The sequence below is a fragment of the Burkholderia sp. KL41 genome (assembly GCF_057005415.2).
The window spans coordinates 2,848,585-2,863,220 of record NZ_CM174447.1 but is presented as its reverse complement, the minus strand read 5'-3'; the positions used below and the strand labels follow the sequence as shown (position 1 = coordinate 2,863,220).

13 protein-coding genes are annotated in these 14,636 nt (G+C 68.0%); 7 read left to right on the top strand and 6 right to left on the bottom strand.

From position 1 onward, the window contains the following. Positions 1-148 precede the first annotated feature (148 nt). Genes PQB87_RS30185 through PQB87_RS30175 form a run of 3 tightly spaced genes read left to right on the top strand, consistent with a single transcriptional unit; the run spans position 149 to position 5,477 of the window. Complete coding sequence (locus PQB87_RS30185; protein ID WP_489243147.1) at positions 149-3,373, top strand: efflux RND transporter permease subunit; 3,225 nt, start codon at positions 149-151, stop codon at positions 3,371-3,373. Continuing rightward, a complete protein-coding gene (irlR, locus tag PQB87_RS30180) occupies positions 3,373-4,056 on the top strand; it encodes a heavy metal response regulator transcription factor IrlR (protein WP_021157388.1) in 684 nt (227 codons plus the stop codon). Before PQB87_RS30185 ends, irlR begins: the two co-directional genes overlap by 1 nt. Beyond that, a complete protein-coding gene (locus PQB87_RS30175; protein ID WP_060065162.1) occupies positions 4,053-5,477 on the top strand; it encodes a heavy metal sensor histidine kinase in 1,425 nt (474 codons plus the stop codon). Before irlR ends, PQB87_RS30175 begins: the two co-directional genes overlap by 4 nt. 79 nt (positions 5,478-5,556) lie before the next feature. On the opposite strand, the gene PQB87_RS30170 is transcribed toward PQB87_RS30175, so the two are convergent. Continuing rightward, positions 5,557-5,844, bottom strand: coding sequence for a DUF4148 domain-containing protein (locus tag PQB87_RS30170; protein ID WP_059684655.1), 288 nt, complete (start codon positions 5,842-5,844; stop codon positions 5,557-5,559). A 206-nt stretch (positions 5,845-6,050) separates the two neighbouring features. Here PQB87_RS30170 and PQB87_RS30165 point away from each other — a divergent pair, with 206 nt between their 5' ends. After that, positions 6,051-6,398: a hypothetical protein gene (locus PQB87_RS30165; protein WP_489243146.1), complete on the top strand. Its 348-nt coding sequence runs from the start codon at positions 6,051-6,053 to the stop codon at positions 6,396-6,398. 310 nt (positions 6,399-6,708) lie between these two features. Here the strand turns inward: PQB87_RS30165 and PQB87_RS30160 are convergent, their stop codons facing one another. Then, positions 6,709-7,869, bottom strand: a complete 1,161-nt coding sequence (locus PQB87_RS30160) for a porin (RefSeq protein WP_489243145.1) — start codon at positions 7,867-7,869, stop codon at positions 6,709-6,711. Positions 7,870-8,186: 317 nt separating this feature from the next. Here PQB87_RS30160 and PQB87_RS30155 point away from each other — a divergent pair, with 317 nt between their 5' ends. Further along, positions 8,187-8,462 (top strand): DUF4148 domain-containing protein, encoded by a 276-nt coding sequence (locus PQB87_RS30155; protein WP_489243144.1) that lies wholly within the window; start codon positions 8,187-8,189, stop codon positions 8,460-8,462. A 65-nt stretch (positions 8,463-8,527) separates the two neighbouring features. Further along, positions 8,528-9,031, top strand: coding sequence for a hypothetical protein (locus PQB87_RS30150; RefSeq protein ID WP_431208475.1), 504 nt, complete (start codon positions 8,528-8,530; stop codon positions 9,029-9,031). A gap of 22 nt (positions 9,032-9,053) precedes the next feature. On the opposite strand, the gene PQB87_RS30145 is transcribed toward PQB87_RS30150, so the two are convergent. Beyond that, a complete protein-coding gene (locus PQB87_RS30145; protein ID WP_059684648.1) occupies positions 9,054-9,779 on the bottom strand; it encodes a ZIP family metal transporter in 726 nt (241 codons plus the stop codon). A gap of 182 nt (positions 9,780-9,961) precedes the next feature. After that, the gene (locus tag PQB87_RS30140; RefSeq protein WP_489243143.1) at positions 9,962-11,257 is read right to left on the bottom strand and encodes an O-acetylhomoserine aminocarboxypropyltransferase/cysteine synthase family protein; all 1,296 of its coding nucleotides are present in this window, start codon (positions 11,255-11,257) and stop codon (positions 9,962-9,964) included. Positions 11,258-11,389: 132 nt separating this feature from the next. Between PQB87_RS30140 and PQB87_RS30135 the strand changes: the two genes are divergently transcribed. Next, positions 11,390-12,058 carry an O-methyltransferase gene (locus PQB87_RS30135; protein WP_489243142.1) on the top strand — a complete coding sequence of 223 codons (669 nt, stop codon included), beginning with the start codon at positions 11,390-11,392 and terminating at the stop codon, positions 12,056-12,058. Between the two features lie 36 nt (positions 12,059-12,094). On the opposite strand, the gene PQB87_RS30130 is transcribed toward PQB87_RS30135, so the two are convergent. Together PQB87_RS30130 and PQB87_RS30125 are read right to left on the bottom strand one after the other, a co-directional pair. Beyond that, the gene (locus tag PQB87_RS30130; protein WP_489243141.1) at positions 12,095-13,399 is read right to left on the bottom strand and encodes an XAC2610-related protein; all 1,305 of its coding nucleotides are present in this window, start codon (positions 13,397-13,399) and stop codon (positions 12,095-12,097) included. 61 nt (positions 13,400-13,460) lie between these two features. After that, positions 13,461-14,609: a DUF1176 domain-containing protein gene (locus tag PQB87_RS30125; protein WP_489243140.1), complete on the bottom strand. Its 1,149-nt coding sequence runs from the start codon at positions 14,607-14,609 to the stop codon at positions 13,461-13,463. Positions 14,610-14,636 lie beyond the last annotated feature (27 nt).

The following is a 14,636-nucleotide window of genomic DNA, read 5'->3' as shown; positions in this document are numbered from 1 at the left end:
GCCGTTGTGCGAATCACGGCCCGGTTTGTGGCCAGATTCGCGGCCAGATTCGCGGCCAGATTTCCGGCCAGATTTCCGGCCCGCCGGGTGGCCGGCCGGGCGGCCCGTCCGTCGAGGGTGACCGTGCCCCGCTTCAAGGAACCCCGTCATGTTTGAACGCCTGATCCGCTTTGCGATTGCGCACCGCTGGCTCGTGATGCTGGCGATCGCGGCCGTGGCCGCACTGGGCGTGTTCAGCTACCAGAAGCTGCCGATCGACGCGGTGCCCGACATCACCAACGTGCAGGTCCAGATCAACACGGCCGCGCCCGGCTATTCGCCGCTCGAGGCCGAGCAGCGCATCACCTATCCGGTCGAGACCGTGATGGCCGGGCTGCCGGGCCTCGAGCAGACGCGCTCGATCTCGCGCTACGGGCTGTCGCAGGTCACCGTGATCTTCAAGGACGGCACCGACATCTACTTCGCGCGGCAACTCGTCAACGAGCGCATCCAGGAAGCGAAGGACAAGCTGCCGCCCGGCATCGCGCCCGCGATGGGGCCGACGTCGACGGGGCTCGGCGAGATCTACCTGTGGACCGTCGAGGCCGATGCCGCCGCGCGCAAGCCCGAAGGCACGCGTTATACGGCGGCCGACCTGCGCGAACTGCAGGACTGGGTCGTGCGGCCGCAGCTCCGGAACGTGCGCGGCGTGACCGAGGTCAACTCGATCGGCGGCTACGTGAAGGAGTACCGTGTCGCGCCGAACCCGGCGAAGCTGATGTCTTACGGGCTGACGCTCGCCGACGTCGTGCGCGCGCTCGAACGCAACAACGACAACGTCGGCGCCGGCTACATCGAGAAGCGCGGCGAGCAGTATCTCGTGCGTGTGCCGGGCCAGGCGCGCACGGTCGACGACATCGCGAACATCGTGCTGACCAACGTCGGTGGCGTGCCGGTGCGGATGAAGGACGTCGGCGTGGTCGACATCGGCCGCGAACTGCGCACCGGCGCCGCGACGTCGAACGGCGAGGAAGTCGTGCTCGGCACGGTCTTCATGCTGATGGGCGAGAACAGCCGCACGGTCGCGAAGGCCGTCGCCGCGAAGATGGCGGACGTGAACCGCACGCTGCCGTCCGGCGTGAAGGCGATTCCCGTGTACGACCGCACGGTGCTCGTCGAGAAGGCCGTCGCGACGGTGAAGAAGAACCTGCTCGAAGGCGCGATCCTCGTGATCGCCGTGCTGTTCCTGTTCCTCGGCAACATGCGCGCGGCGCTGATCACCGCGCTCGTGATCCCGCTGTCGATGCTGATGACCTTCACCGGGATGGTCAACGCGAAGGTGAGTGCGAACCTGATGAGCCTCGGCGCGCTCGACTTCGGGATCATCGTCGACGGCGCGGTGGTGATCGTCGAGAACTGCGTGCGGCGGCTCGCGCATGCGCAGGCCGCCGCCGGCCGGCCGCTCACGCGCGACGAGCGTTTCGCGGAGGTGTTCGGCGCGTCGCAGGAAGCGCGGCGCGCGCTGATCTTCGGGCAACTGATCATCATGGTCGTGTACCTGCCGATCTTTGCGCTGACCGGTGTCGAAGGCAAGATGTTCCATCCGATGGCCATTACCGTCGTGATGGCGCTCGCAGCCGCGATGGTGCTGACCGTCACGTTCATTCCGGCGGCCGTCGCGCTGTTCATCGGCGAGCGCGTCGAGGAGAAGGAGAACCGGCTGATGGGCTGGGCGCGGCGCGCATACGAGCCGGTCCTCGCGGCATTCATGACGCGACCGGTGCGCGTGATGCTCGGCGCGGGCGCGATCGTGCTCGTCACGCTCGGGCTGGCCACGCGGCTCGGCAGCGAGTTCATCCCGAGCCTGAACGAAGGCGACCTGGCGGTCGCCGCGCTGCGGATTCCCGGCACGAGCCTGTCGCAGTCGGTCGAGATGCAGAAGTCGATCGAGAAGACGCTGAAGGCGCGCTTCCCCGAGATCGAGCGCGTGTTCGCGCGCACCGGCACGGCCGAGATCGCGGCCGACCCGATGCCGCCGAACCTGTCGGACGGCTACATCATGCTGAAGCCCGCCGACCGGTGGCCCGACCCGAAGAAGCCGCGCGACCAGCTCGTGCGGGAGATCGAGGAAGCGCTCGCCGAGCTGCCGGGCAACGCGTACGAGTTCTCGCAGCCGATCCAGCTGCGCTTCAACGAACTGATCTCGGGCGTGCGCAGCGACGTCGCCGTGAAGATCTTCGGCGACGACATGGCCGTGCTGAACCAGACCGGCGAGCAGATCGCGGCGGCATTGCAGAAGGTGCCGGGCGCGTCCGAAGTGAAGGTCGAGCAGACCACGGGGCTGCCCGTGCTGACCGTCAATCTCGACCGCGACAAGCTCGCGCGCTACGGCGTGAGCGTGGCCGACCTGCAGGATACGGTGGCCGCGGCCGTCGGCGGGCAGAAGGCCGGCACGCTGTTCCAGGGCGACCGCCGTTTCGACATCGTCGTGCGGCTGCCCGACGAGCTGCGCTCGGACATCGAGGCGATCAAGCGGCTGCCGATCGCATTGCCCGCGCCGGCGGCCGGCGCCAGCGCGCCGCTCGCGGCGGCGCCGTACGTGCCGCTCGCGGAGCTCGCGACGATCGACGTCGCACCGGGCCCGAACCAGATCAGCCGCGAAGACGGCAAGCGGCGGGTGGTCGTCAGCGCGAACGTGCGCGGGCGCGACGTCGGCTCGTTCGTCGCCGACGCGCGCGAGCAGCTTCAGCAGGACGTGCGCGTGCCGGCCGGCTACTGGGTGTCGTGGGGCGGGCAGTTCGAGCAGCTGCAGAGTGCGAGCGAGCGCCTGAAGCTCGTCGTGCCGCTCGCGCTGTTCATGGTGTTCGTGCTGCTGTTCGTGATGTTCAACAACGTGAAGGACGGGCTGCTCGTGTTCACCGGCATTCCGTTCGCGTTGAGCGGCGGCGTCGTGTCGCTGTGGCTGCGCGGGATTCCGCTGTCGATCACGGCGGCGGTCGGCTTCATCGCGCTGTCGGGCGTGGCCGTGCTCAACGGGCTCGTGATGATCTCGTTCATCCGCAACCTGCGCGACGAAGGGACGCCGCTCGAGGCCGCCGTGCGCGAAGGCGCGCTTACGCGGCTGCGGCCGGTGCTGATGACGGCGCTTGTCGCGTCGCTCGGTTTCCTGCCGATGGCGTTCGCGACCGGCACGGGCGCCGAGGTACAGCGCCCGCTCGCGACGGTCGTGATCGGCGGTATCCTGTCGTCCACGGCGCTGACGCTGCTGGTGCTGCCCGTGCTGTACCGCGTCAGCCATGCGGTGTCGTGGCGTGCCGCGCTGGCGGGCGGCTTCGGCGGCGGCTTCGTGTCGGGCGTGCTGCGCCGGCTGGGTTTCTTCAAGGGTAATGCGTGATGCGAATTCTGATTGTCGAAGATGAACCGAAGACGGGCGCATATCTGCGCAAGGGCCTGACGGAAGCAGGTTATGTCGTCGACTGGGTCGAGGACGGCATCACGGGCCAGCACCAGGCCGAGACCGAGGAATACGACCTGCTCGTGCTCGACGTGATGCTGCCCGGGCAGGACGGCTGGACGCTGCTGCAGAACCTGCGGCGCAGCAAGTCGACGCCGGTGCTGTTCCTGACCGCGCGCGACGATGTCGGCGACCGCGTGAAGGGACTCGAGCTCGGCGCCGACGACTATCTCGCGAAGCCGTTCGACTTCGTCGAGCTGACCGCGCGCATCAAGTCGATCCTGCGGCGCGGCCAGCCGCGCGATTCGAACACGCTGCGCGTGGCCGACCTCGAACTCGACCTGACGCGCCGCAAGGCCACGCGGCAGGGCGACACGATCCTGCTGACCGCGAAGGAATTCGCGCTGCTGTGGCTGCTGATGCGCCGCGAAGGCGAAATCCTGCCGCGCGCGACGATCGCGTCGCAGGTGTGGGACATGAATTTCAACAGCGACACGAACGTCGTCGATTCGGCGATCCGGCGCCTGCGCTCGAAGATCGACGACGCGTACGACCCGAAGCTGATCCACACCGTGCGCGGGATGGGCTACGTGCTCGAAGCGCGCGGCGGCGCGGCCGCATGATCGCGCGACTGCTGCCGCGTACGCTGCGCGGACGCCTGACCGCGCTGATCATCCTGTCGACGTCGGTGATCCTCGCGTCGAGTGGTGTCGCGCTTTACGAGGCGCTCAGCAATCGCGTCGAAACGACGGCCGCCGAGCAGATGGCCGGGATTTCCGCCGCGCTGGGCGCGCACCTGGCCGAAGCGCGCTCGACGGCGGACGTCACGCGCAACGTCGATATCTGGATCGACCAGTTGCACGGCCATCCGAACATGGATCTCGCGATCTACGACGCGACGGGCACGCGCCTCGTCGGCACACCCGGATTCCGCCTGGTTGCACCGCTGCTGACGCTCGACGCGGGGCGCGTGCCGGTCGGCGTCGCGTCGCCCGGCGCGCGGCAGCAGTATCTCGTGACGACCGTGCCGCTCGCCGGCGCAGGCGCGCCGGTGGTACGCGTCGCGGTGCAGTACGACCGCAGCGCCGACGTGCTGCTGCTGCGCACGCACGCTTATACGATCGTCGTGATCGAGGTGTTCGGCGTGGTGCTCGCGGCCGCGATTGCGTACGGCATCGCGGCGCTGGGCTTGAGCCCGCTGCGGCGGTTCGCGGCGCGCGCCGAGCAGATGTCGACGAGCCGGCTCGCCCATCCGCTGCCGGAACTCGATACCGCGGGCGAGCTGAAGGAACTCGAGCACGCGTTCAACGGGATGCTCGGGCGGCTGAACGAATCGTTCACGCGGCTGAGCCAGTTCTCGTCGAATCTCGCGCACGACATGCGCACGCCGCTCACGAACCTGCAGGCGGCCGCACAGGTCGTGCTGTCGCAGCCGCGCAGCGCGGATGAATACCGGAACGTGATCGAGTCGAGCATCGACGAATACCAGCGGCTGTCGCGGATGATCGAGGACATGCTGTTTCTCGCGCGCTCGGAACAGGCCGGCACGTCGATCGACGTGCGGCGATTGAATGCGGCGGAGGAGGCCGGGCGCGTGGCCGGCTATTACGAGGCGCTCGCGGAGGATGCGGGCGTGCAGGTGAAGGTCGACGGTCACGCGTGGGTCGATGCGGACCTGACGCTGTACCAGCGCGCGCTGAGCAACCTGCTGTCCAATGCGCTGCGGTACGCGCCGCGCGGCAGCGTCGTGACGATCGACTGCGCGGAGCAGGGCGGTGCGACGACGATCGCCGTGTCGGACACGGGGCCCGGCATTGCCGCCGAGCATGTCGGGCGGATTTTCGAGCGCTTCTATCGCGTCGATCCGTCGCGGCACAATTCGGCGTCGGGTACCGGGCTCGGCCTCGCGATCGTCCGGTCGATCATGGACAATCACGGCGGCGAATGCGGCGTCGACAGCGATCCGGGCCGGCGCACGACGTTCTGGCTGCGCTTTCCGCACCAGCCGGCCGAACCGAAGCGGCTGGCGGCCGCCAGCGCCTGACACCGCGGGCGGGCACGCCCGCGCGTTCGCCATGAGGCGGCCGCGCGTGGCGCGCTGCCCGCGATCGTGCGGCCGGGCGTCATTGCCGCGCGGTCAGTTCGTCGTGGTTGTCGGTCTGCGGCTTCTTCTCGCCGCCATGCACCGAAATCCCGTGAAGCTCCTTGTTGCGCGCGATGAGCTCGCTGCTCGGCGGGTACTGCGTCTTGCTCGTCGGCACGACGCCGTCGTGCTGCGCCTGCTTCAGTTCATTGACGACCTGCGTGCGGGTCTTGCCCTGCGTTTGCGTCTGCGCGGACGCGGCCTGTGTGGCCATGCCGAGCGACAGCGTGGCGGTGACGAACAGTGCTGCGAGTTGTGCGGTTTTCATTGAGTGCTCTCCTTGATCAGGGCCGCCGGGTGGCGAACCATGGACCCAGTATGCGAAAGCAGCCGTGCGTGATCGTGATCGCGAGATGAAAAATGCGTCAGATTGCGTGATGCCGGGATGTGCCGTTCGGCTGCGGCCGACATGAAGCAATCGTCATGTTCGCGTCATGGGCGCGATGAGCGGGAAGCGGAACATGAAGCCTGCCGATGGTCGACCTGGCCGACGGCATTCGCGCCGTCCGCGACAGCAGCATGGAATGCGGGCGGCCCTTTCCGACTTTCACCCCGGACCGAAAATTGCATCGTCCCGCCGTTCGCTTCGCCTTGATCGCAGTCCTGATCGTCCCGTTGTTCGCGGGTTGCACATCGACGCGCTCCGGCCCAACACCCAACGTATCGGCCACATCGACCACGCCGGCCGCCGCGCGCAAGCCGCTGCCGGCCGACCTCATGCCCGGTGAGCAGATCGACTATGCGGGGCATCGCTGCGGCAATCCGAACCTGCACGTCAAGACGCACGTGTGCCTGTTCCCGCAGCGCAGCGGCACGCGTTGACCTCGATCGCACTGCACGCGATTGCGCGGTCTCGGATTGCCGGGGATGCGGCGGGAGTCGTCCGGGACAGCGCGCGGTCGGTCGAGGGTTCGTCGCCGAACACACAGGGTGTCGATTCGCGACGAACAAAAAGAAGCCCGGCACTCGACGAGTCCGGGCCTAACGCGTGACGTGCCGTGCGGCAGCGACCCGCTTGCGTGGTCTGGAACGGGCGCTGCCCGTCACGTTTCCGATCGTAGCGAAGCGACGCTTCGCGAACCTGATCGGAACATGAAATTTTCGTCACGCGGCGCGCGTATTGCCGCCGCGATCAGAACCGGTGGCGCAATCCGAGATTGACGATGCCCTGCGTGCGCGTTCCGTCATAACCATAGGAACCGATCGACGCCTGCGCCGTTTGCGTGCCGCCGTCGAGCGTGCGCTGTTCGCCGTTCGCGCGCTGCCACGCACCGACCGCGTAGAGATCGGTGCGCTTCGACAGCACGTAATCGGCGCCGGCGGACACCTGATGATAGGTCGCGCCCGTATCGCCGCGGGCGCGCGTGTAGCTGTAGCCGACGCCGACGAGCAGGCTGGGTGTCGCCTGGTAGTTGAAGAAGCCGCGCGCGGTGTCGTACTTCTGCGTGCTCCGAAATGCGGACATCGCATCGGCCTTGTACTGCGCGTTGCTGTAGTCGATGCCGACCGCGAACGGCGCGAAGCTGTAGCGCAACGCGCCGCGCGCGATGCCGATCGATTTCGCGGAGAGGTAGCCGCCGTTGACCAGCGACCCGTCGAACGTGCCGTCGGAGGTACCGTTCCAGCCGGTGCGGATGCCGTTGGCGAGCGATGAACGATTGGCGGCGTAGTAGTAGCCGCCGGCCACGTCGACCGGGCCGTTGCTGTACGACAGGCCGGCCGACCAGGTTTGCCCGGCGCCGCTCTTGCCGGCCACGCCGCCGAGCGCGTACATGCCGACGAACTGGAATCCGTTGATCACCGGAGACGTGTATTTCACCGCGTTGTCGGTGCGCGACGACGTGTCGTAGTTGTCGACGTCGCCGGGTGTCGCATAGACGCTGCCGAAGTAGAAGTCGCCGGTAACCGGCCACGCGACATCCGCGAGCGCGTCGTACTGGCGGCCGAGCGTCAGCGTGCCCCAGCGCGCGCTTTCTAGGCCGACGAAAGCCTGCCGGCCGAACATGCGATTGCCTTGCCCGAGCGCGCCGGTGTTCGGGTTGAAGCCGTTTTCCAGGGTGAAGACGGCTTTCAGCCCGCCGCCGAGATCTTCCGCGCCCTTCACGCCGAAGCGGTTGCCGAGCAGGTTGCCGTTGCCGAGGCCGACGAGATTCCTGCCGTTCGCGTCGGCATTCCACACGTAGGTCAACGACGTATCGAACAGGCCGTACAGCGTGACTTCCGACGCGTGTGCCGCGTGGGCGGCCGTGAGCATCGCACCCGACATCATCGCGAGCCGAACTGGAGTTTTCATGGTGTGTCCCTGAGGTTCAAGAGGATCGATCCGTGCATCGGTCGATTCCGGCGCCGCGCGTTGGTGCGGCAGGCGCGGAATGTCGCAATCGCGCTGCCGATTCTGGAAAGCGTTCGGATCGTGAAGGTGAGGGACAAATGAGAAAAATGTCATCGCCGCGTCATCGGCCTGGAAACTTGCGACCCGTTTTCATTGGGAGTGCGATACAGGAGAGGCCGGGGCAGTGACGAAACCGTCATGCTGCGATCACGATTGCGCACCGCCGCCGGATCAAAGTGAAGGCGCCTGTCACATCTTTCCCGCAAGGAGCGAGCCACATGAACATTCCGCGACCGATGGTCGTCGTCGCCGCCGCCGTCCTGTCGATTGCGGCCATCTCGCAGGCCGCGGCCGCGCAGCAGAAGACCCGTCAGGAAGTCCGTCAGGAACTGGTGCGTGCCCGCCACGACGGCGTGATCCCGAGCCCGAACCACGACTACCCGGCGAGCCCGGCCACCGTCGCGCGCAACCAGGAAATCCATCGTGCGACGGTACATCGCGGCGAGGCGGCGCCGCTGGTCGATGCGCACGACAACCGTCTTGCGGTTCGTTGATCGTTCATGCGCGGCCGGCCGGCACGGTGCCCGCCGGCCGCACCCCACACGAAAAGGAGAGTGCCATGCGCCATTTCGCGAAAGGAATCGTGCTTGCGGCGTGCCTGATGTCGACGGCTGCGATGGCGGCCGGCTGGCCGGAACGCGCGCTGTCGCATGCGTCGGCGCACGAGGTCGGCCGCCGCGCGAACGAGCGGATGCGCTGCGAGCTCGCGACCGTGCCGGCCGGCGAATGGAGCGCGACGTTCACGCGCGGGCAATGCGAAGTCGGAAACGGACGGCTGACGTTCGTGCCGGCCGATGCAGGCGGCGGGCAGGATGTCGCGGAGAAGCGGATCCTGCTCGGCGACATCCGCACCGCGTCGCATCAGTCACGCAAGCTGAAGGAGCAACTGCAACTGACGACCCGCGACGAGGTGATCGCACTGAACGTGCTGACCGACGACGGCAGCCGCAAGTCGCGCGAACACGCGATCGATCTGTGGGCCGCGCTGCGCGACGAAGGCGTGACGCCGGTCAACGGCACGCGCATCGTCGATACGTATCCGACGGGCGCGACGACGTGGTAAGCGGCGCGCGGCCGCGCCCGGCTTATCCGGCCTTCACCGATCCTTCGATCAGGAAGAACACGATGAAGCCGATGAAGAACGCGGCCGTCGCAAACGGCGTTTCGGGCACCTCATGCGCTTCGACCAGCAGTTCCTCGGTGACGAGGTACAGCAGCGCGACGGTGCCGAGCCCGAGCAGCGCCGCGTAGATATTGGCGGGAAGCCCTGCGAACGCCGCGTTGCCGGCAACGGCCGCGATGCTCAGCAGTGCCGCGAGCCCGACCGGCACGACGATCGACAGCATGCGGCCGATGCCGGCGGCCGCGAGCGCGGCGCTGACCGACAGCGCGAGGAACAGCACCTCGAGCGTCAGCGCGACGGTCAGGATGATGCCGCTTTCGGTGCTCGCGGAGAAGGCGATGCCGAGCACGAGGCCGTCGATGACGAGGTCGATCGCGGTGACGATGACGAGGCTCACGGGTAGCCGCGCGTCCTCGAAGCGCGTCTCGATCGCGCCGGACAACGCACGGATCGCGAGCATCAGCGCGATGCCGAGCACGAAGCCGACGACGACCGGAAACAGCGCATGCGCGCGATCTTGCGGCAGCAGTTCGAGCGCCGCGGCCGCGAACACGATGCCGCCGGTGAAATGCTGGATGACGCTCGACGTGGTCGGGCCGGGAGCGCGCCACGCGGCGGCGAGTGCGCCGAAACAGGCCGCCAGCACGGGCGGTAACGTCAGTAGCGCAAGCTTCGCGGTCGGTGTCATGAGGCCTCTCGAACGGTTGGCGTACCGCAGCGGGCTCGGCGTCCGGCTGCCCGGCCGCAGGGTATGGTTCATGCACGCCGGGCGTTGCCCCGGCATCAACCGGGGATTGAACACCCTGAAGCCGCTTCAAGGTCAACACATTCGATGCAGGGCACACCGGCAAGCCGGCGCGCCCGTGCCGGTCACACCTGCGCGAGCGCCTGGTCGAGATCGGCGAGCAGGTCGTCGATATGTTCGATGCCGATCGACAGCCGCACCGTTTCTTCCTTCACGCCGGCCTTCGCGAGTTCGGCCGGCGACAGTTGCCGGTGCGTCGTCGATGCCGGGTGCGTTGCGAGCGATTTCGTGTCGCCGATGTTGACGAGCCGCGTGAACAGCTTCAGCGCGTCCTGGAACTTCGCTCCACCGTCGCGGCCGCCCTTCACGCCGAACGTCAGGATGCCCGGCGCACGGCCCGACAGGTAGCGCGCGACGAGCGGATGGTCGGGGTGGTCGGGCAGGCCCGCATAGTTCACCCATTCGACCTGCTCGTGACGCGCGAGATGCTGCGCGATCTTCAGCGCGTTGTCGCTGATCCGCTCGACACGCAGCGCCAGCGTTTCGATGCCCTGCAGGATCTGGAAGGCATTGAACGGCGAGATGGCTGCGCCCATGTTGCGCAGCGGCACCACGCGCGCGCGGCCGATATAGGCGGCCGGCCCGAACGCTTCCGTGTAGACGACGCCGTGATAGCTGACGTCGGGCTCGTTCAGCCGCTTGAAGCGATCCGCATGCTCGGCCCACGGGAACTTGCCCGAATCGACGATCGCGCCGCCCAGGCTCGTGCCGTGCCCGCCGAGATACTTCGTCAGCGAATGCACGACGATGTCCGCGCCGTGCTCGAACGGGCGCAGCAGATACGGCGACGGCACCGTGTTGTCGACGATCAGCGGGATGCCGTGGCGATGCGCGACTTCCGCGAGCGCGGCGATGTCGGTGACGTTGCCGAGCGGGTTGCCGACCGATTCCGCGAAGATCGCCTTCGTGCGCGCGTCGATCAGCGGCTCGAACGACGCGGGGTCGCGCGGATCGGCGAAGCGCGTCGTGATCCCGTATTGCGGCAGCGTATGCGCGAACAGGTTGTAGGTGCCGCCGTACAGCGAACTCGCGGACACGATGTTGTCGCCGGCCTCGGCGATCGTCTGGATCGCGTACGTGACGGCCGATTGTCCCGATGCGAGCGCGAGCGCGCCGACGCCGCCCTCGAGCGCGGCGATACGCTGCTCGAGTACGTCCGTCGTCGGGTTCATGATCCGCGTGTAGATGTTGCCCTGCACCTTCAGGTCGAACAGGTCGGCGCCGTGCTGCGTGTCGTCGAATGCGTACGCAACGGTCTGGTAGATCGGTACGGCGACCGCGCGCGTGGTCGGGTCGGGACGATAACCGCCGTGCACGGCGATGGTTTCGAGGCGCCAGTTCGAAGAGGCCTGATCGGTCATGGGTGCTCCGTCTGTTGTTGTGGTGGTCGAGCGATTATAGGAGCACGTGCGCGGCGGCCCTTAGAACGAATGGTTTGTTGCTTATGGCGGCGCGGCGCATAGAATGCCCTTTCCGCAAACAAGGGGTGCGCGATGAATCAGGAGCACTGGAACCAGGTGGATGCGTATTTCTCCGCGACGCTCGTGCCGTCCGACGACGCGCTCGACGCCGCGCTGGCGGCGAGCGACGCGGCCGGGCTGCCCGCGATCAACGTCGCGCCGAACCAGGGCAAGCTGCTGCAACTGCTCGCGACGATCTGCGGCGCGCGGCGGATCCTCGAGGTCGGCACGCTCGGCGGTTACAGCACGATCTGGCTCGCGCGCGCATTGCCGCCGGGCGGCACGCTCGTGACGCTCGAGCTGAACCCCGAACATGCGAAGGTCGCGACGCGGAACATCGCGCGTGCCGGGTTCGCGGAAGTCGTGACGGTGGTGGTCGGCAGCGCGACGGACAGCCTCGCGCGGCTCGTCGACGCGGGCGAAGCGCCGTTCGATTTCATCTTCATCGATGCCGACAAGGACAACAACCCGGTCTATCTCGACGCGGCGCTGAAGCTGTCGCGGCCCGGCACGGTGATCGTCGTCGACAACGTCGTGCGTGGCGGGCGCGTGGCCGATCCCGACAATCAGGAGCCCGACGTGGCCGGTGTGCGCGACGGGTTCGCGCGTCTCGCGGCCGCGCCGCACGTCACCACGACGGCCGTGCAGACGGTCGGGCAGAAGGGCTGGGACGGGTTCTCGATCTCGATCGTCGGCGCGTGACGTGAGGGCGGCACGCGCGTGCGGTCGACTCGCGCACTAGTTCTGGTCGGGATTCCTGTCGTTGCACTGGTCGGGATCGTCGCGCAGCACGATGCGGCGGATGCGGCCGTTGTCGTAGAACGGCACGTCGGGGCAGAACTTCATGCCGGCACGGGTCGGCGTGCGCTTCCACGCGACTTTTTCGGTGCGGACGAGCGTCGGCGCGTGGCCGGGCGCGCCCGGCTTCCAGATGCCGATGTACACGCGCGCCATCCACGGTGACGCGTCCGCCTCGCAGTCTTTCAGCGCGCCCAGCGTCGAGCGCAGCCCCGTGCCGGTCTGCTCGATGCGCTGCGGAAACTCGATGTAGCCGTCGCCGTAGCCGGGCGTGACGTAGCAATAGCGGCGCGTGTTCCCGTCGAGCACCGGCAGCAGGTAGCTGCTGGCGGAGTCGGCCTCCTTCACGTCGTTGCCCTGCCAGCGGTAGGTCGTCACGCCGTGCTCGCAGCAGCTCGCGCGCCAGCTCGTCCAGATGATCCGGTGCACGGCATCGAACTCCGGCGACGTGATGCCCTGCAGCCCCTGCGGCGCGTCGACGAAGCGCCGCGTCTTCGGGTCGAAGATCCACGTCTGGTATGGCATGTTCGGGCTCGCGCCCATCGATTGCGCGAGCATCAGGTCGGGCCAGCCGTCGAAATTCACGTCGGCGAAATCGGGCGTGAACAGGCCGCAGGTGCCGCGTGAATCGGTCTGCAGCGTCTGCACGAGGCGGCCGCGATCGTACAGGCGGATCGCGGCGACGTGCGGCGGGTCGTTGCACGAACCGTCGTCGTCCGGCAGTTTGTCCGCGACGAGGCGGATGTCGTAAGGGAACGGCCTGCCGTCCTGTTTCGTTGCGAGCGAGACGGGCAGCGTGCGTTTGCCGTCCGGCGACGCCCACGTGCCGGCCACCGCATTGTCGAGCGATGCAACGCGCCACGTGCCCGTTACGCGATCGGCGTCGGCTTTCGCGCCGCTGTCGCGTTCCGACAGCGTGGCGCCGTGCGCATCGAGCGTCCCCTTCAGTGCGAGCCTGTAACGTTTGTCGGACGTGCAGGGCGCGTAGCAGTACGAGCCCGATACCGTGCCGGCCACGCGCGACAGCGAGACTTCGACATGCCGGTTGCCGATCGTGCCGACCCAGTCGCGCGACCAGAACGGGATCTCGACCGTATCGTCGGCGCTTGCCGCGCTTGCCGCACTCATTGGCGAAAAGGCGAACGCGGTGACGGCGAGCAGTGCGAACGCAATTGCGTCGCGCCAACCGCGCGTGCGCCGCGTCGCGGTCGCGTTGCGCGACGCGTCGATGAACGGGAGATGCATGGGTCGGCCCCTCGGTTTGTTATGGGTGTGACTGCCGGCGTGTTTCGGTGCGATGCACGCGTCAGCGGTTTCCTGGCGCATCGGCGCGTCGATACAGGCGTGGCCATTGATCGTCGAACAGGCCGTTGCACGTGCCGTGCGTGGCGATGTCGCTGAGCAGGAAGCGCCGGCCGTCGAAGATCCACGACGCGGTCGAGCCGCAATCGCCGGCGCTGCGCAGCCTGACCTTGCTCGACAGCGTCGCGCGGGTACGGTCGTAGCCGGCCTCCGTCAGTTCGTTCGCGAACGACGCCGAGTCGAGCCCCGCGTTCGCGTTCTCGCCGAAATTCATCGCCGTCGGCGTGAACGGTGCCGCCCTTCGCACGCGATACCACAGGTCGGTGCGGTTATACATGCTGCTGGTCTGGCACGGTATCGCGACGAGCGCCTCGTCGGCGGAGATCGCCACGGCGCGCGACGCCTTCCGGCGATCGCCGGCCGACATTTCGTCTTCGACGTCGGCTGCGCATTGCTTGATGTCGTCGCCGAACTTCGCGAGCACCGCGTCGACGAGCGGGCGCTTCCCGGCGGCCGGCAGGTCCGCGACGGCCGGCGCCGGCACGACGGCGGGCGGCAGTGCCGGCGCGGCCGGCACCGACGACGCGGGTCGGTTGCCGGGGCGCAGCAGCGCCGTCGTCGTGCCGACCCGGCCTTGCGTGTCGTCGATCAGCAGCAGCGCGGCGTTCAACCCCGTCAACGGCGTTCGAGCGGTTTGCGCCGACGCCGGATCGCCGAAGCTCAGCAGTTGCGCGTTGCGCGCCGCGGTGAGCCATGCGGCAACCGTTGCCGGATCGTCGGTGCGGATCCGGAACGGGTGTGCTTCGTCGTCGTCCGGTTTGCCGCCGAACGCATGCCACTGGGCCGCCATCGCATCGAACGGGCGGCCGTCCGCGCGTGTGGTGCGCAGGTCCAGCGGCGCCGACGCATAGAGAGCGAGCGAGGCTTGCGCGTCCGGGCCGGCATCGCGCGTCACGCGCAGGATGAGGCTGATGCGCGAGTCGCCGATGTCGTCGGCATGGCTTTCGGCAATGCAACGATTGACGTTGTCGCAGACGACCGACCAGTTCTTGAAGTCGCGCTCGACCGGCGGCCGCGTGAGCGGACGGGCCTGGGCAACGATCGGGGAAACGGCGAGGAGGGCGGCGATGGCGAGCGAAAGGCGGTGCGACATGACGGTTCGTATCGACTGTGGATGGGC

Excerpts from the sequence above, each read along its gene's own strand:
- PQB87_RS30185 (WP_489243147.1), top strand. The coding sequence starts at position 149 with ATGTTTGAACGCCTGATCCGCTTTGCGATTGCGCACCGCTGGCTCGTG.
- irlR (WP_021157388.1), top strand. The coding sequence starts at position 3,373 with ATGCGAATTCTGATTGTCGAAGATGAACCGAAGACGGGCGCATATCTG.
- PQB87_RS30175 (WP_060065162.1), top strand. The coding sequence starts at position 4,053 with ATGATCGCGCGACTGCTGCCGCGTACGCTGCGCGGACGCCTGACCGCG.
- PQB87_RS30170 (WP_059684655.1), bottom strand. The coding sequence starts at position 5,844 with ATGAAAACCGCACAACTCGCAGCACTGTTCGTCACCGCCACGCTGTCG.
- PQB87_RS30165 (WP_489243146.1), top strand. The coding sequence starts at position 6,051 with ATGGTCGACCTGGCCGACGGCATTCGCGCCGTCCGCGACAGCAGCATG.
- PQB87_RS30160 (WP_489243145.1), bottom strand. The coding sequence starts at position 7,869 with ATGAAAACTCCAGTTCGGCTCGCGATGATGTCGGGTGCGATGCTCACG.
- PQB87_RS30155 (WP_489243144.1), top strand. The coding sequence starts at position 8,187 with ATGAACATTCCGCGACCGATGGTCGTCGTCGCCGCCGCCGTCCTGTCG.
- PQB87_RS30150 (WP_431208475.1), top strand. The coding sequence starts at position 8,528 with ATGCGCCATTTCGCGAAAGGAATCGTGCTTGCGGCGTGCCTGATGTCG.
- PQB87_RS30145 (WP_059684648.1), bottom strand. The coding sequence starts at position 9,779 with ATGACACCGACCGCGAAGCTTGCGCTACTGACGTTACCGCCCGTGCTG.
- PQB87_RS30140 (WP_489243143.1), bottom strand. The coding sequence starts at position 11,257 with ATGACCGATCAGGCCTCTTCGAACTGGCGCCTCGAAACCATCGCCGTG.
- PQB87_RS30135 (WP_489243142.1), top strand. The coding sequence starts at position 11,390 with ATGAATCAGGAGCACTGGAACCAGGTGGATGCGTATTTCTCCGCGACG.
- PQB87_RS30130 (WP_489243141.1), bottom strand. The coding sequence starts at position 13,399 with ATGCATCTCCCGTTCATCGACGCGTCGCGCAACGCGACCGCGACGCGG.
- PQB87_RS30125 (WP_489243140.1), bottom strand. The coding sequence starts at position 14,609 with ATGTCGCACCGCCTTTCGCTCGCCATCGCCGCCCTCCTCGCCGTTTCC.